Source organism: Rivularia sp. PCC 7116 (assembly GCF_000316665.1).
Taxonomy (GTDB): Bacteria; Cyanobacteriota; Cyanobacteriia; order Cyanobacteriales; family Nostocaceae; genus Rivularia.
Genome location: NC_019678.1, coordinates 177,154 through 199,028 on the forward strand (window position 1 = coordinate 177,154; position 21,875 = coordinate 199,028).

At 36.7% G+C, this 21,875-nt stretch carries 12 protein-coding genes; 4 read left to right on the forward strand and 8 right to left on the reverse strand.

The window, feature by feature from the left end; genetic code table 11:
• Positions 1 to 227 precede the first annotated feature (227 nt).
• Both RIV7116_RS00720 and RIV7116_RS00725 read left to right on the forward strand, forming a co-directional pair.
• A complete protein-coding gene (locus tag RIV7116_RS00720; RefSeq protein WP_015116333.1) occupies positions 228 to 1,565 on the forward strand; it encodes a P-loop NTPase fold protein in 1,338 nt (445 codons plus the stop codon).
• The gene (locus RIV7116_RS00725) at positions 1,535 to 6,754 is read left to right on the forward strand and encodes a hypothetical protein (RefSeq protein WP_015116334.1); all 5,220 of its coding nucleotides are present in this window, start codon (positions 1,535 to 1,537) and stop codon (positions 6,752 to 6,754) included. The genes RIV7116_RS00720 and RIV7116_RS00725 overlap by 31 nt, the downstream gene beginning before the upstream one ends.
• A gap of 26 nt (positions 6,755 to 6,780) precedes the next feature.
• Here RIV7116_RS00725 and RIV7116_RS00730 read toward each other — a convergent pair whose 3' ends face one another.
• From RIV7116_RS00730 to RIV7116_RS00760, 7 genes are all read right to left on the reverse strand, one after another.
• Positions 6,781 to 7,575, reverse strand: coding sequence for a hypothetical protein (locus RIV7116_RS00730; protein WP_015116335.1), 795 nt, complete (start codon positions 7,573 to 7,575; stop codon positions 6,781 to 6,783).
• Between the two features lie 147 nt (positions 7,576 to 7,722).
• On the reverse strand, positions 7,723 to 8,373 hold the full coding sequence (locus tag RIV7116_RS00735; RefSeq protein ID WP_015116336.1) for a hypothetical protein: 651 nt from the start codon (positions 8,371 to 8,373) through the stop codon (positions 7,723 to 7,725).
• Between the two features lie 279 nt (positions 8,374 to 8,652).
• Positions 8,653 to 9,309: a hypothetical protein gene (locus RIV7116_RS00740; protein ID WP_015116337.1), complete on the reverse strand. Its 657-nt coding sequence runs from the start codon at positions 9,307 to 9,309 to the stop codon at positions 8,653 to 8,655.
• A 307-nt stretch (positions 9,310 to 9,616) separates the two neighbouring features.
• Positions 9,617 to 11,857 carry a transglycosylase SLT domain-containing protein gene (locus RIV7116_RS00745; protein WP_015116338.1) on the reverse strand — a complete coding sequence of 747 codons (2,241 nt, stop codon included), beginning with the start codon at positions 11,855 to 11,857 and terminating at the stop codon, positions 9,617 to 9,619.
• A 258-nt stretch (positions 11,858 to 12,115) separates the two neighbouring features.
• Complete coding sequence (locus RIV7116_RS00750) at positions 12,116 to 13,378, reverse strand: FAD-dependent hydroxylase (RefSeq protein WP_015116339.1); 1,263 nt, start codon at positions 13,376 to 13,378, stop codon at positions 12,116 to 12,118.
• 128 nt (positions 13,379 to 13,506) lie between these two features.
• Positions 13,507 to 14,997 (reverse strand): diguanylate cyclase domain-containing protein, encoded by a 1,491-nt coding sequence (locus RIV7116_RS33545; RefSeq protein WP_015116340.1) that lies wholly within the window; start codon positions 14,995 to 14,997, stop codon positions 13,507 to 13,509.
• A 35-nt stretch (positions 14,998 to 15,032) separates the two neighbouring features.
• Complete coding sequence (locus RIV7116_RS00760) at positions 15,033 to 15,791, reverse strand: YebC/PmpR family DNA-binding transcriptional regulator (protein ID WP_015116341.1); 759 nt, start codon at positions 15,789 to 15,791, stop codon at positions 15,033 to 15,035.
• A gap of 125 nt (positions 15,792 to 15,916) precedes the next feature.
• On the opposite strand from RIV7116_RS00760, the gene RIV7116_RS00765 reads away from it, so the two are divergent.
• The gene (locus RIV7116_RS00765; RefSeq protein ID WP_015116342.1) at positions 15,917 to 17,197 is read left to right on the forward strand and encodes an ABC transporter substrate-binding protein; all 1,281 of its coding nucleotides are present in this window, start codon (positions 15,917 to 15,919) and stop codon (positions 17,195 to 17,197) included.
• Between the two features lie 105 nt (positions 17,198 to 17,302).
• Here RIV7116_RS00765 and RIV7116_RS00770 read toward each other — a convergent pair whose 3' ends face one another.
• On the reverse strand, positions 17,303 to 18,754 hold the full coding sequence (locus tag RIV7116_RS00770; RefSeq protein WP_015116343.1) for an NAD(P)/FAD-dependent oxidoreductase: 1,452 nt from the start codon (positions 18,752 to 18,754) through the stop codon (positions 17,303 to 17,305).
• A 169-nt stretch (positions 18,755 to 18,923) separates the two neighbouring features.
• Here RIV7116_RS00770 and RIV7116_RS00775 point away from each other — a divergent pair, with 169 nt between their 5' ends.
• Entirely contained in the window at positions 18,924 to 21,857 is a 2,934-nt protein-coding gene (locus RIV7116_RS00775; protein WP_015116344.1) for a HEAT repeat domain-containing protein, read from the forward strand.
• Positions 21,858 to 21,875 lie beyond the last annotated feature (18 nt).

The following is a 21,875-nucleotide window of genomic DNA, read 5'->3' on the forward strand; positions in this document are numbered from 1 at the left end:
TCTTGGAAATTCAATAAATAGTAAGAGCTTTGGTGATAGTTATTTAAATAATAGGAAAAATGAATAAATCTGTAACTATTTTATCAAAATGTTAGCTAATTAAACTTATTTATAATTCCGGAATACTGCATTTAAAAATTGTATTCAGAGTGAAAATCACTCAATAGAAAAAATCCTCATAGTGTTTTAAATCTCGTCTTTCCTTCTAGAGCGAGTCGTAGTTTTTTATGCTCCTAAACTTAGAAAGATTTTATCAAGCGTGTAATCCGAGCCAACCTCTAGTAATGGGAGATGCTGATGCTCGAAGATATTATATTGATTTCGCTACAGTCAGAGGCGGAAAAATTATTGAAGTTTTAGGAAGAACTATTACTAGAATATCACCGGATGCACCTACAACCCAGCTTTTCACAGGACACATCGGTTGCGGTAAATCTACAGAATTACTGCGATTAAAGGCAGAGTTAGAGCTAAAACAATTCCATGTCGTCTATTTTGAATCTACTCATGTTTTGGAAATGGTAGATTTAGATGTTACTGATATATTTTTAGCAATTGCAGGACAAGTCTCTGAGAGCTTAGAGTCAATAAAAATTAGGTTAAAGCCTTCTTATTTTGCTAAATTATTTGGGGAAATTATTGATTTTCTACAAACACCGATTGATATGAATTTGGAAGGAGAATTATCGGTTGGTATTGCTAAAATTACGGCTAAAACAAAAGAGAGTCCACAATTACGACGACGTTTAAGGGATTACTTGGAACCGCGAACTCTGAACATTTTACACTCTATTAATAATGAATTATTAGCCCGTGCTAATGAGGAACTTAAAGCTAGAGGTAAAAAAGGATTGGTGGTAATTGTTGATAATTTAGATCGAGTTGCAATCAGACCTTTACCATCGGGACGTTCGCTACCGGAGTATTTATTTATTGATAGAGGAGAACAGTTACGTAAACTCAATTGTCATATGGTTTATACCATTCCTCTAGGTTTAACTTTTTCCAACGATAGCGCTCAATTACAACATCGTTTGGGTGGCGGTGTCGCACCAAAAGTTTTACCAATGATACCCGTGCGTAAACGTACTGGTGAAATTTTTACTCCCGGTTTAGACAGTTTGCGACAAATGGTTTTAGCGAGAGCTTTTCCTACTATTAATCCCGCAGAAAGATTACATTTTATAACAGAACTATTCGAGACTCCGGAAGTTTTGAATCGGTTATGTTTAATTAGTGGCGGTCACGTGCGAGACTTGCTAGGATTATTGTTTGATTGTATCAGGGAACAAGACCCTCCTTTTAGCAAGGAATGTGTAGAGTTAGTAATTCAAAGACATCGCGATTATCGAGCAAATGCTATTGATTCTCCAGAATGGGATTTAATTTTCCAAGTGGTGCAGCAGCAGAGAGTTAGAGGTGACATTGAGTATCATACTTTGTTGCGAAGCTTGTTTGTTTTTGAATATCGTGACAATCAAGGAGTTTGGTTTGCAGTGAATCCAGTTTTAGCAGAAACCAGGAAGTTTAAATCGTGGTTGGAAAAGCACAACAATCAGATTTAGTTGAGAAAAATGCTTCTGCTTTAAGAAGTTTAACGCGAGCGATTACCCTTTCTAATGAGGAATTTTCGCTCGTGTTAGTATGCTGCAATTATCAAGTTTTGCAACAGCAAATATTACAGCATGTACAAGAAGTTCTAGGAAATAAATTTCTGCTGCAAAAGGTTTTATTACCGTCTCATGCTAGAAGTTTATATAGTACGATTCATACAAAAATAATTGACGAACGCCAGTACAAAAGTGAAAAATCACCCAAAATAGCATTAATAGTTTTAGGTTTGGAATCAGTTGATGGACTCGATGATTTATTGAGTACTATAAATCACGTGCGAGACGAATTTCGTAAACAACATCCTTTTCCAATGGTGTTATGGGTAAACGAAGAAGTATTGCGAAAACTAAGACGATTGGCTCCCGATTTTGCTAGTTGGGCAGCTACACCAATCAAATTTGAAATGACGACGTTACAGTTGCGGCAGTTTTTGCAAAAAGAAACCGATTCATTATTTACCACTGTTTTAAATATTGCAGCAGCAAGAGAAAAAGAACCTCAAATTATCAAAGATAATCGATGCGGTACAAACTGTTTAAGAAAAAATCAAGAAAATTCATCCGAGGATTACTGTCAATGTACCTTGGAACAAATTTGGCAGCACAGCAACGAACTGCATTATGCAATTAAGGATTTGCAGAATCGCGGAATTAATTTAACACCAGAACTAGATGCTAGTTTACAATTTGTGTTTGGTTTAGATGAATATGTCAAAGACTGCATCGAAAAAGCAATCAACCATTTCCGTAACAGTTTTCACCCGGAGGGTGTGGATTATCAGTTATCGGTTAACAGTGACAAATTAATAATAGATTATCGAAAAACTAAAAACCTAATTTCTCCCCCCTCTTCCCCATCTCCCCCTCACCTTCTCCACCAAGGAGTAATCCTTTTTTACCTAGGTTTGTGTTTTTACCGTTTAGCCGAGCGAAATCACGGAGAACAATGTGGTAATTGGCAATCTGCCGTGGATTATTTTGAGCAGTGTTTGCAAGTATTTGAGTTGGCAGAGCGTCCAGTTTTGGTGGCGCAATTTATCGGACAGTTAGCCGAAGTTTTGCAACAGCTTCAGGATTGGAATAAACTACGGGCGATCGCTCAAAAATCTTTGGAGTTGCACCAACAATATGGTAGCTACACTCAACTTGCTTGTGATTGTGGTTATTTAGCAGATGTAGCTTTGCAAGAATCAAAATGGAAGCAGGCAAGTAAGTATGCTCAAGCTTCGCTGTTTTATTTGGCAGAAGCAAAACATAACCATGCAGCACATCAAAGTTTATTTCCGTTGCTGTTGGAGCAAATATATCAGTTAGTTTTGGTAAAAGCGCTGCAATATCTAGGTGAGGAAAACGTCGCACAACAACATTTGGAGAATGCCACCAAGAAGTTGTCCATAGCTTTGGAAAACAGCGATTATCGTTATGATGCTCATCGCTATATCAGGCTTTTACGGCGGTTAAGATGGCTTTATTATCAGTCTGGTAAATATTTAGAAGCTTTTTTTATTCGTCGCGAAAGACGTTCCATAGAACAGCAATACGGTTTGCGTGCTTTTATTGGTGCGGGTAGGTTACAACCCCAAAGAAAAGCGAAAAACCCGGTGTTAGTTTCACCTGCAAGAAACACTCATGTTGCTTTAGAAATTACTGCTTCGGGTAGGGAGCGAGATATTAATTTATTGATTGGAAAAATTAGCCGCTCCGATCAAAAATTAACTTTGATTCATGGTGAATCGGGAGTCGGTAAAAGTTCTATTGTTAATGCCGGGTTGGTTCCAGCTTTACAAAATAGACCAGTTGGAGACCAAATTGCGATTCCGGTGGTGTTACAAATTTATACCGATTGGGTGCGGGAATTGGGTAAGTCTTTGAGTGAAGCTATGTTTGTAGATAACACGGCGGCTCGATACCCTTACGGGAAGGAATTAACTACAGCAAATTACCAGGCTACACCGATTACCATCCCCGGTATTTTGGAACAGTTACAAGAAAATGCCAATAATCATCTAATTACTGTATTAATTTTTGACCAGTTAGAAGAATTCTTCTTTATTTATACAGATAGAAATCGCAAGGAAGAATTCGATAATTTTATCTGTGCATGTTTAAATATTGCTTTCGTAAAAATTATTTTTTCATTGAGAGAAGATTATTTGCACCATTTGCTGGATTTAAAACGTTTAGCGAAACAAGATTCTATCAGTCATAATATTTTAGATAAAGATATTCGCTATCAAGTTAAAAATCTTTCCTCGGAAGATGCTAAAAGCGTGATTCAGAAGTTAACCGAGCGCTCCGAATATAATATTGAACCGGCTTTAATTGATACCTTAGTCGAAGATTTATCATCGGAAATAGGAGAAGTTCGTCCGATTGAGCTACAGGTAGTAGGAGCGCAACTCCAGGATGAAAGAATTACTACTTTAGCTAAATACGAACCCTATCGCCCAAATAAACTCATTGAGCGATATATTAAGGAAATTATTAAGGATTGTGGCTCGGAAAACGAACAAGCTGCTTTACTAGTTTTATATTTGTTAACTGACGAAAATCATAAACGTCCTTTCAAAACGAAGGCTGAATTAGCCGCAGAATTAGCAGAGTTAGATGTAGCGGATAAATTAGAATTAGTTTTAGAAATTTTGGTTCGTTCCGGTTTAGTAGTTTTGTTTGCGGATATAACAGAACGCTATCAATTAATCCATGATTATTTAGTTGATTTGATTCGTTCTTTGCAACAGGAAGAATTAAGTTTTCAAACTCAGTTAAAAGAGTTAAGAAATCAAGTACAACAAAGAGAAGCAGAAATTACTCAACTCCACAGCGAACTGAGGAGAAAAAAACAATTTAAAATAGCCGATACACAACCCCACGAAAGCTTAGATTTATTCACAGAATTAAAAGAGCTACGCAAGCGTGAAGAGCATAGTCGGATGGAAATTGAACGGCTATTAGCAGAATTAAAACAGCAAAGGTTACAAGCTGAATTAGCAGAAAGTCAACAGCAGCAAAAACTTAGCGAAGTAAAAGTAAATCGTTTTTTAAAAATAGCTCTGGCGGGTTCTATTACAGCTATTTTGGCGTTGACAGCTTCTACATTCATGTCAGTTTATTTATGGAGACAATCTTTACTTAGCGAAATTCAAGCGATTAGCGCATCAGCAGAAGAGCTTGCTTCCTCCGGTAAAGATTTTGATGCTTTAAAGCAAGGTTTGAAAGCGGCTAAGAAATTAGAAACAGCTTTTTTACCGGATGATTATACTAAAGCTCAGGTGATGACAGCTTTACATCAAGTAGTGCCGCAAATTAGAGAGAAAGAAACAATATCCGGGCATTTATTAGGTGTTAATAGCATTGTTTTTAGTCCGCTCAACTCTTTTATAGCTTCTGCAAGCGCCGATAATACCGTTAAACTTTGGTATCCAGATGGAAAATTTTTTCGTACTTTATCTGGACATACCGATGTAGTTAATAGCGTTACCTTTAGCCCAGATGCGACTACTCTTGCTTCTGCTTCTCAGGATAAAACAGTCAAACTTTGGGCTGTAGATGGTAAGTTAAATTTAACTTTATTGGGACATAAAAATATTGTTAATAGCGTTGCTTTTAGTCCCGACGGTAAAATCATTGCTTCTGGAAGTACCGATAAAACCATTAAACTTTGGAATCGCGAAGGTAAATTAATCAAAACACTTTTAGGTCATGATGATGCGGTTTTACAAGTTGCTTTTTCTCCCATTAGTGTAGCGAAGGGGTTTGGTGAAACTCTAGTTTCTGCAAGCAGCGATAAAACGATTAAACTTTGGAATAAAAACGGTCAAAATATTCGTACTATAAGAGGACATCGCGATGCAATTACCAGCATTGCTTTATCTAACGACGGTAAAATCATCGCTTCGGCAAGTTTGGACAACACCGTCAAATTGTGGAATATACAAGGAAAGTTATTAAAAGTAATTAAAGCTCATTCGGAAGCTATAACTGCCGTTAATTTTAGCCCCGATAATCAAATTATTAGTACGGTAAGCACCGATGGAACCGTTAAACTTTGGCGTTGGGAAGATGGGATACTATTAGGAACGCTTAAAGGACACCAAGATTGGGTAAATGATGTCAGTTTCAGTCCAGATAATAAAACTTTAGCTTCTGCTAGTAGAGACAAAACAATAAAACTTTGGTCTTGGCAAGATTTATTATTAGGAAACCTGAAAACTCATAGTCAAGCAGTTACTAGCGTTAGTTTTTCTCCTAATGGTAATTTAATTGCTTCTGCAAGCGTAGATAAAACTATTAAATTATGGACTAATAAGGGTAAGCAAATCGCAAAAATAGAACCCTTGCAAGAGGAAGTCTGGGATGTTAGCTTCAGTCCCGATGGTCAAATTTTAGCATCTGCCGGTAAGAATAAAACTATTAAATTATGGCAAGATAACGGCACATTGATTAAAAGCATTGCTGCTCACGATAATGTAGTCTTAAGTATTAATTGGTCAACAGATGGTGACATCTTTGCTTCTGGCAGTAAGGATAAAACTGTCAAATTATGGCGTAAAAATGGCGAATTAATTCAAACTTTATCGGGACATAAACAAGCAGTTAATTGGGTAAGTTTTAGTCCCGACGGTAAGTTTATTGCCTCAGCTAGCGATGATAGTACGGTGAAAATTTGGGATAAATCCGGTAAATTACTGCATACCTTAAACGGACATCAACGCTCTGTATTTGGTGTCTCATGGGCAAGTCAAGGTAATCTCTTAGCTTCAGCCAGCCTTGATGGCACGGTTAAATTATGGAATCAAAAAGGCGAATTGCAGCAAACTTTGATTGCAGAAGGTGAAGAATTCACCGGTGTCACATTTAGTCCCGACGGTAAATTATTAGCCGCTACCAGCGAAGATAAAGTCAAACTTTGGCGAAGCGACGGTACTTTATTAATTACTTTAAAAGCCGATAGAGAAGAGTTTACTAGTATTAGCTTTAATCCAGATGGCAATACTTTATTAAGCGGTACTAATAGGGGAACAATAATTTTAAGAAATTTAGATAATTTAACTTTAGAAAAATTACGCATTAAAGGCTGCGATGCTTTGGAAGATTATGGAAAAGGAGGAGATGAGGTATGTTTTAAGGAGAGGGAGTAGCTTGGATTCAGAATCCGAAGCTGAGATTAAAAACCAAAAAACTTTTTAATACTGCTCCAGTTTTTATAAATATAGGAAACTATACCAGTGCTGGCTATAGCTATTAATATTTGCATAACTTTCAACCAATTGCTTTGTATCCAATACCGAGGATTAACTTTGACTTTTATAACTTTTTTAAATGTTTTAAGTTTCGCAATAGTAGGATTAGAAGCCTGCACTTGGAATATTTTCCATAGTGTCAGTACTAGTTCTTGTTGTCCTGCTTTTTGAGGAATTACTAACCATCTCCACTCTGCTATAGTATTAAACTCTAGTAATTGAATTTCTTCTGACGAAATTTGTATTTTAAAATTATTACCATCTAATCTTGCTTTTATTAATTTATGTATTTTAATTATATAAGCTTTAATTTCTTCATGTTTATAATCGCGAACTAATTCGCGCCGTAAATCAGCTTTTAAATCTATAGATATTAATAATTCGACCCATTCTGATTTACCAACTTGCATATTGTTAGATGCTGCAAATACAACTCTTCCATAACATTTTTCGTCATCTAATTCTATAGAACTGACACTATGATTTTGTTTTTGATAATTTGATGGTAATTGAAGTTGTGATGATGGTTCTGAAATTGAATCTGAATTATTGTTTTCTTCTAAATGTAATTTCCTAATTGTTTCTTCATCTACCTTCTCGTCCGAATTTGAACTTGAAACTGTATTAGCTTGTTTTATTAATGCTTTAAATCCTTTGTTCTTACGGCGAGGAGATGCGATAAGAAGCAAGAGAAATAAAATTAATAAAGCACCTTCCATATGAGTATATTGTAAATGTATTTACTAGCATTACACTTAATAACTCATATACCAACAGTTGTATAGTACGATAAATACCTTTTGAAAATTAATAAAACATAAGCAAAACATTAAGCTTAACAAGTGACGGAAATATTTTCGCTTATTTCAAAATTTATTACGAACCTGATGTAATATCAGATATGTTCTTGCGTTAAATATGCTATTAAGCTCTTCGTTTGGTTCAATTTCGATTAAAAAATTTTTAAGCATTAATTTACGAAAACCATATTTTTCATCTCTGAGTGCAGATTTTAAAATATTTACATCGCAATCTTTATTGGCTTCTTCAAACAGTTTCTCACCTACATGCTTATCTTGTTGAAAAGATTGGTTATTTGAATGAGATATTTGCTTCAAATAATCCTCAACAAGATTCATCTTTATTATAGATTGATGATTGTGATTTTTTTTACCAATCTTCTTTAGCTGCTTTTCCAGTAATTTGATGTTACTGTCTAAAATTTTAATATCCCTATCGTGTTCTGGAGGGCTATAAATTTTTGCTCCACGATACTGGATAAAAGTAGAATTCTTAATCAGATGCTCTCGGCATTTCTCTGCAATAACTTTTTTTGACGAGTAAAAACACCTTTCAAGTGCAACAGTTAAATCTAAACCAAGCTGCTGGCTTTTCTTGCTTTCATCGAAAACTAATTGAAAGGCTTGCCAATTTTGTTTAGTTGAATCATAAGCTATATCGCTCATCATATCTTGCCAAACAGCTTTAAACAACACAAATAATAAACCTTGTGCCATGCAAACACCTTCTATGAAAGTTTATGAACTGAATGATTAACTTATTTATACCATAACCATACACTATGATTGAGTAATATTATGCACAATGTAAGTAAGTAGGCAGAAAAAAACATACCTATATAACAGAATGTAAATTAGCCTTAAACCCTTACTCCGACTGCCGACTGCCTTGCCCTAATTACAATTTTCAACACCAACCTACTTAAAATCAAAATATCTTTAAATAAAATAATTCAATTTAGAGAAAATTATTCCAATATAAATTTGATTAAATGTTTATTTAACTTGCTCGCGTATCTTATTTAAGATTAGATAGGTTTTAGCGTTAAAAATACGGTTTAATTGCTCGTTAGGCTCAATTACGATTAAAAAACTGTTAAACATTAATTTACGTAAGCCATTGTTTTCATCTGTAATTGCAGATTTATAGATATTCACATAGCAATCTTTTTCTGCCTCCTGTAAGAACTGATTGTTAGCATTTTGTTTAACTTTTTCAGAGGCTTCATGACCTGATTGAGATAGCTCTTTCACAAGTTGCTCTAAGTCACTAGGATTAATAAAAGATTTTTTCGCAAATAGTTTTTTATCAAATTGTTTTAACTGTTTTTCTAAGAGTCTGATTTTATTTTCTAACTTTTTAATGCCCGTATCATTGTCTGGTGGGTTATAAATTTTTGCTCCACGATACTGAGTATAAGTAGATTTTTTAATTAATTCGTCTCGGCATTTTTCTGCAATAATTTTGTCGGAAGAGTAAAAAGATTTCTCCAAAGCAACTGCTAAATCCTCACCAATTTGTTTGTTGCCCTTGATTTCATCAATCACAACTTGAAGGGCTTGCCAATTTTGCTTTGTAGAATCATAAGCTACATTCTCTACCAAATCTTGCCAAATTACTTGGAATAGGGTAAATACAATTGTTTCCGACATGCAAGCAACGACTTTTTTAAGTACAAATTACTTTTCTAATTTATACTAGTAACGCGGGAAAAACTTACGTAATAAGACTTAATCCGCTACAAGAAAAATAAGTTTTCTATTAAGTAATAACACTTGAACAAATTATGATTATTGTATTTTTAATACGCCCTAAAAATAGATATTGCGTAGGATAGATGACTGATAAGTCATAACCTACGCAAAAAATAGTGGGCATTAATTACGAATTACGAATTACGAATTATGCTCACCCGTCTATTTAGTTCTCAAACATTTCACATTTTGGTAACTGTTAACTTTACTGACCATCTGCTGGTGTTGGTTTTGCGGTTGCTGGTGAATTTTGCTGCTGTTGCAAAGGAAACTGCAATTGTTGTGTGGAATATTGTCCTACTAATTGAGATGTTTGAGGATTGTAAATCCGTAGATAATTCCAGTAGTTTCCAAGCACTTGACGGACATAATTTTTGGTTTCTGGGAAGGGAATAGCTTCAACGAACTCATCAGGGTCTTCTGTTGGTAAAGTTTTTAACCATTTTGATACATTTCCCGGTCCCGCATTGTAGCTAGCAACTGCAAACAGCGAGCTATCTTGATATTGTTTGTGGGTGCTATCTAAATACCAGGTACCGTACATGATATTGTCATTGGGGTCTGTTAAATCAGTATTGCTATAGTCCACATTGATTTGTGGAGCAATCCATTCTGCGGTACTTGGTAGCACCTGCATTAAACCCGTAGCATTGGCAATCGATTTAATTTTTTCTTGAAATCTCGATTCTTGGCGTATTAGAGAAACTACTAAAAAAGGATTAAGGTTACGTTCTTGAGACCATTGGCTAATTAAATCAAAGTAAGGGAATGGATAACGAGCCTGCCAATAAATATTTTTCCGACTTAATTCTTGATATGCGGCTCTTTCTTCGGGTTCTTCCCTGTCTTCTAACTTAGCTACGATGGAAATTCCACCTACATAATTTCCCCTCGCTAACTGCATCAAGCCTTCAGTGAACTGCTCGGCTACTTTCGGCTGTGCTTTATTTTGAAATTCTGTTTCCCATTGCAGCCAAGCATCTCTTTTTTGCCCTAATAAATACAATTCTTTAAAAGTATCGGAACCAGCCGGTGGTATAGGACGTATCCTATCTCGCATTTCTGGATTCATGCTACGTAGGCTATTAAAATCACCTACATCCAAACCTAAAGTAACAGCAGAACGCCAAGCATAATAAGAGTAAGGAAATTTACTTACTACATATTCATAAGCTTGTTTAGCTTCTGCTTCTTTACCTAGTTTGGTTAACCATTTACCAACCCAAAAACCTGCTCTGGGAGCCAAAATACTAGTAGGATTGTTTACAGGAACTGCTCCTGCCCATTCCCATGCCTCTTCATAGTCTCCGGTTTTTGCTTTTTGCTGGGCTACTTTCCAACGGTATTCTGCTGCTTGTTCGGTGTTAGCAAACTTAGTAATAAGTAACTTTAAAGCATCCCTAGCACCCGAATTATTACTTTGCGATTGCAGAATTTTGGTTTTCCTAATTAACGCTTCCCCAGCTTGTTCGGGGAAATTGGCAACTACTTGGTCTAAATAAGGTAGACTTGCGCTACCAGTCCTGGTTAACTCAGCTAAACGCAGCAGTGCTTTTCCTGCTTCTCTTTCTTGAGGAAATTCGCTGAGTAACTGTTGATAGGCCAATTGAGCCTTTTCTCTTTCTCCACTCAGCTGCAATCCTCTACCATTACGGTAAATATTTTTAGCCGTGGGAGTAGCATTTCCGTAAGAAGTGGCTGCTCTACCAAACTCTTTATTTTCCCAATACGCATTACCAATTACTTCCCAATCCTCCGGTTTGAGGCTTGGTTCGCTAACAAGTTGATTTAACACCGGAACAATTCCGGGTTGTTCAAAAGCGTATTTTGCCAGAACTAGCTGTAACTCGGGCTGACTGGGATTATCCCGCAATCTTCCCCGAATAATTTCCCACGTCAAAGGATGAGAAGGAAACTCGGCGATCGCCCTATCTTGATATTCCTCAACTCCAATCAAATACAAAGCTTTAGCAGCAACGGGTTGTTCTCCATATTCTTTAACAACAGCCTGCCTTTTATCGGAAGCTTTACCATTTTCGCCAAGAATACTGTACGCACGAGCCTGCTGTAATAAAACATAGGGCTTTAAGGCTTGATAATCATTTTCCAGACCATCAAGTAATTCTAATGCTTTGTTTGCTTGGTCTTTTACAAGCAAATCATCAGCTAAAAGATAACGAGCGCGATATTGTTCGATTGAAGACGAACCCTTGGCTATTTCTGCCAACTGAGCCGCACGTTTTTCTGGGGGTTGATTAACTAAGGGTAGAACAACTGATTTGGCAACATTCGCTTCCGAAATAACTGCCTCTTCATTATTACCACCAAATAATCTCCCCAAATTTTTGCCAATTTGAGGGGCTGAAACCATAGCTCCAACCAGAAAGGCACAGATTCCTGCACCTGCAATCAGAGAAATTTGTTTTTTCTGTAGCTTCTTCAGCATTGATACCCGCTGAGAATTATCGCAAGAATATCTTGCACTTTAGCATCACTGGTGGTCAAATTAACCTATCTGAGTTACCAATTTTGAATTTTTTATTAAATAATTTGGGAATTGGGCATTGCAAATAGTATGAGTAGCGGGTCGTAAGTAGTAAGCAGCAAGTAAATTATTTTCTTGTTTTATATTTATCTATGCTGCTCAATCTTTTATTCCGACTCGCTACAGGTGACTTGCTACTTTTTGAATTTCCCTATGTCCCTATTCTCTCTTGGCTAATTCGGGAGTTTTACCTTTTAAACCAATCATCAATTTCAGATTAAATATTCTTATAAAAGATACGCGCTGCATTATCCATAAGCCAAAGCGTCTAGCTATGACTACCGGTAGGAATTTATTGGAAAATACTCTATCTAATAAATCTGTAAAACCTAATATTGCTAGATTCTCTCGCTTGCGCCAGCGTTCGTAGTTTTTAAGTACTTTAATGTTTCCAATATCTTTACCAGCAGAATGCGCTTCTTTGATGACTTGGGCTAAGGCGGCTGCGTCGCGAATACCTAAATTTAAACCTTGTCCGCCGACGGGATGGCATTTATGAGCTGCATCGCCGATTAATGCTAGTCGATTTAATACATAACGATCGCTTTGCATTAATTGGACTTGAAAAATGAAGCGATCGCCGAGTAATTCCAATTTACCCATTTGCTCGCCGAAACGTTTCTGCAATTGCTCTAAGAATTGCTCGTCATTCAAGGCACACAAATCTTTGGCTTCGTCATGAGGTGCAGTCCAAACAATCCGACAGCGGTTTCCCGGTAGCGGTAAAATTGCAAATGGTCCGCTAGATTGAAACTTCTCGTAAGCCGTATTGTTGTGAGATTTTTCTGGCTTAACAAATGCGACTATGCACGATTGCCAATATTTCCAGCCTTTAGTATTAATCCCCGCAGCTTGCCGAATTCGGGATTTACCTCCGTCGGCAGCTACAACTAAATGACTGCGAATTTTACATATTTCTCCGGCAATTTTAACTTCTACCGTCGCAACATTTTCGAGGTATTCAGTACTTATTACTTCCGCAGGACACAAGTAAGTAATATTGGGACTGTCTTTGACAAACTCTTGCAAAGGGTAAAGTAGCGCTTGATGTTCGGCTACGTAACCTAAATCCTTACTACCAATATCAGAAGTATCAAATTCTACTACACCAGAATAATCGGCATCCGAAAGACGCACGCGATTATAAGTTTCAATTTGGGGCAATATCTGATCCCAAATCCCGATTCCTTGAAAAATCAATGCCGATAGCATATGTATCGCATAGGCTTGCCCCTTCGCTACCGACGCAGATTGAACTCTGGCTTCGATTAGAAGTATTCGTAATCCTGAATCGTTTAATGCAGCGGCTAAAGTCAAACCAATTATGCCGCCACCAACAATTACCAAATCGTAGTCGTACCCTCGTTTTTCTGCGAGAGCTTGGGAAAGTGAAGTATTTTTAGAGAGCTGCGCTTGAGCCATTGTTAAGATATATCACAGCGTTTTTAATATTGTGACGTATTTTTAAGTATTTAGGCAAGGGGAAGGAGAACCAGGAAGTAAGGGAAAGAAAAAAACTTTAATAGTTGGTAATTAGTAACGGGTAATTCTTAAGCCGAAACGGTGTTTCGTCCTGCTGATTTTGCTTTGTATAGCATTTTGTCAGCAGTCGCAATCAAGGTTTCGGGTGAGTTATTAAAACTAGGAATATGTGAGGCTACACCTAAACTAACAGTAACGCAATTACTTACATCAGAATCAATATGGGGAATATCTAAAGATTCGACTTTTGAACTGATTCGCTTGGCTACGGTAATCGCTCCTTCCAGAGGAGTACTTGGTAAGAGAATCACAAACTCTTCTCCACCGTAACGAGCAGCTAAATCGGATGGACGTTTGACGGTTTCTTTCAAAGCATGGGCAACTTTTTGCAAACATTTGTCTCCTGCTTGATGCCCATAAGTGTCATTGTATTTTTTAAAGCAGTCAACATCGCACATGATTAAGGATAAGCTTGTTTGTGCTCTTAATGAGTGTTTCCATTCTTGTTGCAAATAGCTATCAAAGTAGCGACGATTTACTAATCCCGTTAAACCATCATAATTTGCAAGCTCTTGCAATTGCTGATTAGCAATTTCCAATTTTTCAGCTATACAGCGATAATTATTCTCACTACTACTTAATGCTGATTCAAATAATTTACGCTCTTTTATTTCTTTCTTCAGTTTTTGATTCTGTTGTTGGAGTTGCAGGCTTTGTTCGTCAACTGTTTGCTGCAAAATCTTAATCAAAGCTTGCATCTCTATTGGATCTAATATTCGTAGCAAGCTAGTCTGAGTAATAATTCCAGATAATTTTCCCTGATAATCAATTACAACCAACCTACGGATATTTTCTTGCTCCATTTTTTGATGAGCTAACCATAGAGATTCAGTCTCTTGAACTGGTTTTAGAGGAGTGCTCATCACTTCTTTAGCTTGAGTGGAGGAAAAGTTAAACCCTCTCGCCCGTAATCGCACTATATCGACTTCTGTAATAATTCCAATCGGATAATTTTTATCTTCAGTATTATCCTCAGTAATAACTACACAACTAATTTTCTTTGTAGCCATTAGCAAGGCAATATCTAAGATATTTGTTGTAGGAGAAGCTTTGATTACTTGAGTTTCCATCAACTCGCTAATTAATCGAAACCTAAGCATATCTGCCGGTTTGAAAACTTTCCGAATTGTCTTAGGAGTCACGATACCAATTAACTGATGAAGCTCGTTCAAAACTGGTAAATGACGAATTCGGTGAGAGCGCATCAAATTTAATATCGTAAAGATATCACTTATTTGAGATGCAGTAATAGAAATTAATTGCTTTGACATCACAGTATCAATAGTATCTTCCGCAAAATCTATCAAGTCTGATGTCAATCTTACTACGTCCCTTTCTGTAAAAATACCAATTAGCTTTCGGTTTTCTACTATTAGAGCGCAGCTAGCTCTATTTTGACTTAATAAGGTAATTACATCTTTAACTAATGCATTAGCCTCAACTGTGAGAGGTTGAAAATTAATTGCTTGATTGAGACAAAATTCTGACTTTAAAGTCATATCAATGTATCATTATTATGCACCTTGTACTGATGTTAACTTAAGCTTGCAGCAATTAAATCATCAGACATCTCGAAATTAGATGTAACATTTTGTACGTCATCTATAGATTCAAGAGTATCAATTAATTTTATCAACATCCGTGCTTGCTCGGAGTCAGTAACATCTACATTATTGCTAGGAATCCAGCGCAATTCCACATCGGTAACGTTAAAATCTTCTTGTTGGAGTGTTTGATTGAGATTTTCTAAATCGGCGACTTCCGATATCACTTCAGCCATATCATCATCGCTCATCTCGTAAAATTCGGCACCTCCTTCTAAAGAAGCTTCGAGGAGTTTTTCTTCGTTTGGAACATCCTTGACAGTACAAATGCCTTTTTGGTCGAACATCCAGCTAACGCAACCTGTTTCTCCCAGATTTCCGCCATTTTTGCTAAAAGCTGCTCGTAAATCGGCTGCGGTGCGGTTGCGGTTATCGGTTAAAGCTTCAACTAAAATTGCAACACCTCCTGGTCCGTAACCTTCGTAGCGAATTTCTTCTAACTTGGCTCCGTCATCAGAAAATGTACCGGCACCTTTGGCGATCGCCCGCTCTATATTATCATTGGGAATACCGGCAGCTTTGGCTTTTTCGATGGCGGTACGAAGTTGAAAATTACCGTTGGGGTCTGGTACACCATTTCTAGCTGCAACAATAATTGCGCGGGATAGCTGAGTAAAAGTTTTACCTCTTTTAGCATCTACCCGCGCTTTTTGACGCTTAATATTTGCCCATTTACTGTGTCCTGCCATAACCTAAACCTATAAAATCAATTAATTTACGTGCAATATATGAATTTTCTCTAAAATTAACTTTAGCAAAAACCACAGAAGCCTCTCCTTTACAAGCCCCGAATATATTTAAGGACGCAACAAGAATGTCTTACAAAAAAATACTGGCTTTACTAATAGCTTTAGCTTTTACTGTTACTGGATGCCAATTTTCTTCTACTTCCGTACAGGATAATGTAACGCATTTGACTTTATGGCAAGGAGTAAACCCGCCTTCTAATCGCGATGTTTTGCAAAAGCTGGTAGATAAATTTAATCAAAAGCATCCTAATATTCAAGTAGATTCGCTGTATGTTGGTCAACCCGATCAACAAATGCCGAAGATTTTAGCGGCAGTAGTAGGAAATGCACCACCGGATTTATTATGGTTTAATCCTACAATTGCAGGACAATTAGTTGAATTAGATGCTTTAGTGCCGTTGGATGAAATGCTAAATAAATCGCCGGTTAAAGATGAAATTGACCCAGCTTTGTTTGATTCAATGAAGTATCAAGGAAAAATTTGGTCAGTTCCTTTTGCTACTAATAATGTGGGAATATTTTATCGTCCGAGTTTATTCAAAGCTGCGGGAATCAAGGAGTTACCTAAAACTTGGGAAGAGTTTCGTCAAGTTGCGAAAAAATTAACTCGCGATATCGATGGAGATAATAAAATTGACCAGCACGGTATATTTTTACCTTTAGGAAAAGGCGAATTTACAGTGTTTATTTGGCTGCCATTTATGTGGAGTGGTGGGGGAGAATTAGCGGAAACAGCGGCTCAAGTAAATTTAGCTGACAATAAAGGGGCAATATCAGCTTTACAGTTGTGGCAAGATTTAGTTAAAGATGGTTCTGCAATCTTATCTGCACCAGAAAGAGGTTTTGAAACAGATGCTTTTGTATCTGGTAAAGTTGCAATGCAGGTAACGGGACCTTGGACTTTGACTTATATTAATAATGATATTAAAGATGGTGACTTTGGCGTATTCCCTATTCCTGCAAACGAACGTCAAGCTACCAGTATTGGTGGAGAAAATTTATTTATATTCAAAACTGAACCGGAAAGAGAAAAAGCAGCTTTTGAATTTGCAGAATATGTAGCAGGGGAAGGATTTCAGACTGAATGGGCTTTAGGAACTGGATATTTACCTGCAAATGTAAAGTCACGCCAAAGCGAAACCTATCAAGCCTATATTCAAGAACAGCCAACTGCAAAAGTATTTTTAGAGCAAGCAGAATACGGGCGCAGTCGTCCAGTTTTTGCTGGCTATACAAGAGTTTCGGAAAGTATTGGCAGAGCGATGGAAGCAGTTTTGCTAAATAAAAGTAGTCCGAAAGCAGCTTTGCAGGAGTCGCAGCAAAGGTTGGATTTGATTTTTAAGTAGGTAATTAGTGAGGGATTCAGCATATACAAATTATCAAAAAATATCGATGTTGAATTACGGTACGACTGATTAATATCGCCGCAATCAAATTAATTATTTTTGTGTCTAAACCAAACTACTGCTTAATAGCCCCAATACAATCCCGATAATAATTATATGCAGTATTCGAGTTGTTCGTTCGGCTTTCGCCAATATTTCGCTGTAAGAAAGCTGATGATTTTGAACTAGAAAAAATGCTGGTGGGCTAAATGCAAAAGGTAGTAGTTTACTTAATGCAAGTCGCAGTAAGAAATTAACACTCCACAGCTTTTTGCGTAGCGGGGCTTGATTATATTGCCAAGGATAACCGACTTGCATCAATCGTATTAAAGCTTTTGTGTCGGGAAGTCTTGCTGATTCATACAAGGGTAAAGCTTCAGAAAGATTATTTTTGCTTTTTTCCAAGGCTTCGTTAAGGGTACACACGTCTTCTAGTGCTGAGTTTACACCTTGCCCTAAATCTGGTGGAAAGCTATGAATTGCATCTCCAAGCAGAACTATAAATGCTTCGTCGCTTAATTTTGAGTAGAATCTATTACAGTATTGGGGAATAGGAAATTCTCCACCTCCACTAGCAGCAAATCTTTCGGCTTCTTGTAGAGAAACTATTTTCTGCATGGGTAATTGTGGAAATGATTTATTCAAAAAATAATGCATTTCCTTACCATCTTTTAACTTCCAAATATTATGGTTTGGTTTAGTAATAATATTGGCGCTACGAACCTCATCTGTATTTTTTACAGGTAACAATCCCAAAGAGATTTTATTACTTTTATCTTTTAACTTGCTACGAATAGCATACGCCATTTCGCTATTGCTTAATTCTTCGCCGTTTTCATCTAAAGGAAATTTTGGCGGTAAAGTTAATATTTTGTATTTTAATCCGGAACTTGGTGAAGGAAAATATTTCATTTCAAATTTGCTTGATGGTGAATCGTCCCATTTTTTTAAAGTATTTCGGACAATTGAGTTAATTCCATCGCAACCTACTAATAGAAAAGGTTGAAATTGCTGATTTTGACTGTTATCAATTTCAGCAGTAACTTGAATTTTTTCGAGTTTATCTTCACCGTCAGTATTTTTCTCGATCTGAATACATTTTGAATTAAAAACTATATTTATACAATTCTGCCAATTATTTTGAATTTCTTCATATAACAAACCGACAAACGTTTGACGAGTTATCCAAAAAGCAGCTTTTCTGTTTGGATCTACAATTGGTAATTTTAATGTTTTCCTGTTTCCATTTGATTCAATTTTAGTTAAATAGAAATCCGTGCTGGAAACTCCGTTTTGAACAAGTTTATCGGTAATTTCAATATAATCTATCAATTTTTGACCGCGACCATCAATTAAATAATTAAATGATTTATCGGGTTCGTAATAATTAGCAGAAGGACGTTTTTCTAATACCGTAATATTTAGAAAGCCGCGTTTAGCTAAAATTAATGCTGTCGCTAGCCCTGCGGGGCCACCTCCAATAATTAATACTTGTCGAGCGTTTTCAGCTATTTTCATTTGCTTTTTTATTTGAATTGAGATATGTTCAATGTTTTTTAATATCTAAATCTTATTCAAATATTATTTATAGTATTATTACTGAACCAAAAAATACATAGGTAGTTTTTAATGCTTATATATACTTGATGAATTTTATTTTTAAATTTTACTATAACCAACCGAACAGATGAGCAAAAAAAAGCTGGCAAAATTTTGGCTGGGGTTGGAAGCTTCAGTGTTGTGCATGGGATTGATTTTAGTACCCTGTGGAAAAGCTTTAACCCAGGAAGACAGCAACAACACGGAAATAAAGCAGTATTTACAGATTTTAAGTAATTCTTCGCAACGAAAACGATTCAATTTTCGTTTAAAGAAAATCATCGATTCGGAAAATGTAGAACAGCTTTTTATACATTTGAAAGATAAAGATCCTCAAGTTCGGGCTGGTGTAGCTGCTGCATTAGGAAGCTTTCCAGAAAAAGCTGAAGTGGTAGTTCCTAAATTAATTTCTGCTTTAAAAGATGAAAATTCTGTAGTTCGTGCAAATGCAGCTTATGCTTTAGCACGTATTGGTTCAAAAGCCAAATTAGCTTTTCCCGAGCTACTTAAAGCTTTAGAGGATAATAACCCAGAAGTAAGAGCTAATTCAGTGGATGCTTTGGGGCGTATGAAGTCTGAAGTTGCTTCCTATATTCCAAATTTAGTTAAAGCCCTCAAAGATAGCGATGAACAGGTACGTTCTTATGCTGCTTATGCTTTAGGGGGCATAGGTAAAGAAGCAGTTTCAGCAATTCCTAATCTCACTAAAGCTCTAAAAGACGACTACTTTAAGGTTCGTTCCCGTGCGGTTCAGTCTTTAGGGCGTATGGGTTCGCCAGCAAAATCTTCGGTTCCCGAAATTATCAGACTCCTGAACGATGAAAATGCCAAAGTTCGCTCTGATGCGATTACAGCTTTGATAGCGATAGACTCTGACGATGCATCAATCGTACCCGTACTTGCAGAAACTCTCAACGATGCCAACTTAGAAATTCGCGTCAAAGCAGCTATTGCCTTGGGAGATATGGGAATTAAAGCAGCAGATGCAGTACCAGAACTTACCAAAGTCTTACAAAATAAAGAACCGCTGTTGCGCGATAAAGCTGCTCAAGCTTTGGGAGAAATTGGCTCGGAATCAGCTGTAAAACCGCTTGCTAAAGCTTTGGAAGATAGAGAAGCATGGGTTCGCAGAAAAGCCAGTCATGCATTAGGTAAAATTGGTGTTAAAGCAGCACCAGCTTTTACAAAGCTTAGCGAAGCATTAAAAGATAAAGATGAAAGAGTAAGTTCTGCTGCTGCAGATGCTTGGGGAAAGATAGCAGAAGATTATCAAGATAAAGTCACAAAGTTATCTAATAAAGAATTAGAAACAGCAATTTCTAGTTTGAAATCAGTTTTAAAAATTGTAGAAGATCCCGCTGCTAATTTTAAGGGAAAACAGCTAGCTCCCATACGGCGATCGCTGTTTACTATCCAAACTGAAAAAGATTCCCGAATTTTAACTGTTGCTTTGGAATGGATTGGGAAAAACCCCTGGTTTGCTGTAATTGCCATCTATTTAATATTTTTCCCTTCTCTATGGACAACTTTATTATGGATACGTCCTTTATGGTTGCTCAAAACTAATAATATTCTGCAACCTTTGAGTAATTTACAATTGCCAGAAGCTCTTGGTGGTTGGACAATATCGATTCCTAGCTTAATATTTCTAAAACCATTTGCATATCGTTCGCGAGTGCTTGATGCTTGGGTAGAAACGCATATTAAAGCAGCCCAAGAAACTTTTGCTGAGAAAAAAAGTGTCAGCGCTTGTCTAGATAGAATTCCGATTGCGGTAATTCTTGATGGTAAGACTATAAATAATCTTTCTGCTGAGGATTTACAGTCAAGTTTTGATAAGAAATTAACTAATATTTTAATTTGGGCTGAAGGTGGTGCAGGTAAAACAAGTTTAGCTTGTCAAATCGCCCAAATGGCTATGTCGGATGATATTAAAGAGCGTCCTTGTAAACATAGAATGCTACCCATAATCATCGAACAAGAATTAGATTTTGATGTTGCAGAAGGAGAACATCCTTTCACCGAAACAGTTGCAGGGCAATTACAAATATTAATCGGCGAATCCCAAGCAATTCCTCAAGAGTTAGTCGAAAAATTACTACGTCAAAGAAAAATTTTAGTTATTATCGATCGCCTTTCAGAAATGAGTGAAGCGACTAGAAAACAAATTCGTCCAGCTTCGCCGGGATTTCCTGCAAATGCTTTGATTGTTACTTCTAGATTGGAGGAATCTCTTGATAATGTTCCTAAAACTACGATTAAACCTTTAAGAGTCGCAGGAAATCAGCTTTCATCATTTATGGAAGCTTATTTATATCAGCGAGGTAAGCGTCATTTATTTAACGATGCTGAATATTTTGATGCTTGTAAGCGTTTATCTTTAATGGTAGGAAAGCGGAATATTACGGTGTTATTGGCAAAACTTTACGCCGAACAAATGATATCTCGCGCCGATAAAGAGCAAGAACAATTTGTTGACGATTTACCGTTGAGTATTCCCGATTTAATGCTTTCATATCTCAACGAATTGAATAGAGATGCAGCAGATATTCAATTAGATAATCGGACTATTCAAAAAGTTGCTAAAGTTATCGCTTGGGAATGTTTAAAGTATAGTTACCGACCCAGCCCTGCTAAATTAGATGAGGTTTTAGAAGCCCTTGGAGATAGTGATAGTACCAATACTTATTTACAGCATTTAGAGAAAAGGTTGCGAGTTATTCAAATCAGCGAACCTGGTAGAGATAAAGTTCGTTTTGCTATCGAACCTTTAGCAGAATATTTAGCTGCTTTACATTTAGTTGATACTTATCAGCAGGATAACCATAAATGGATAGAGTTTATTAACAAAGCTAAATCTGTGTCCGATTTAGATGCAATTCAAGGTTTTTTGTTAGCAGTACAAGATTGTTGTGCGACTAATTCGGAAGAAGTGCCTAGTTTTGTTGTGACTGCGCTATCCGAGTTTACAGGTGTGATGTTAGAAGTAAATACGCAAAGCTTAATTACGTCGATACTGTAAACTTTGCTCATTGTTTTT

Excerpts from the sequence above, each read along its gene's own strand:
- RIV7116_RS00720 (WP_015116333.1), top strand. The coding sequence starts at position 228 with ATGCTCCTAAACTTAGAAAGATTTTATCAAGCGTGTAATCCGAGCCAA.
- RIV7116_RS00730 (WP_015116335.1), bottom strand. The coding sequence starts at position 7,575 with ATGGAAGGTGCTTTATTAATTTTATTTCTCTTGCTTCTTATCGCATCT.
- RIV7116_RS00735 (WP_015116336.1), bottom strand. The coding sequence starts at position 8,373 with ATGGCACAAGGTTTATTATTTGTGTTGTTTAAAGCTGTTTGGCAAGAT.
- RIV7116_RS00740 (WP_015116337.1), bottom strand. The coding sequence starts at position 9,309 with ATGTCGGAAACAATTGTATTTACCCTATTCCAAGTAATTTGGCAAGAT.
- RIV7116_RS00745 (WP_015116338.1), bottom strand. The coding sequence starts at position 11,857 with ATGCTGAAGAAGCTACAGAAAAAACAAATTTCTCTGATTGCAGGTGCA.
- RIV7116_RS00750 (WP_015116339.1), bottom strand. The coding sequence starts at position 13,378 with ATGGCTCAAGCGCAGCTCTCTAAAAATACTTCACTTTCCCAAGCTCTC.
- RIV7116_RS33545 (WP_015116340.1), bottom strand. The coding sequence starts at position 14,997 with ATGACTTTAAAGTCAGAATTTTGTCTCAATCAAGCAATTAATTTTCAA.
- RIV7116_RS00760 (WP_015116341.1), bottom strand. The coding sequence starts at position 15,791 with ATGGCAGGACACAGTAAATGGGCAAATATTAAGCGTCAAAAAGCGCGG.
- RIV7116_RS00765 (WP_015116342.1), top strand. The coding sequence starts at position 15,917 with ATGTCTTACAAAAAAATACTGGCTTTACTAATAGCTTTAGCTTTTACT.
- RIV7116_RS00770 (WP_015116343.1), bottom strand. The coding sequence starts at position 18,754 with ATGAAAATAGCTGAAAACGCTCGACAAGTATTAATTATTGGAGGTGGC.
- RIV7116_RS00775 (WP_015116344.1), top strand. The coding sequence starts at position 18,924 with ATGAGCAAAAAAAAGCTGGCAAAATTTTGGCTGGGGTTGGAAGCTTCA.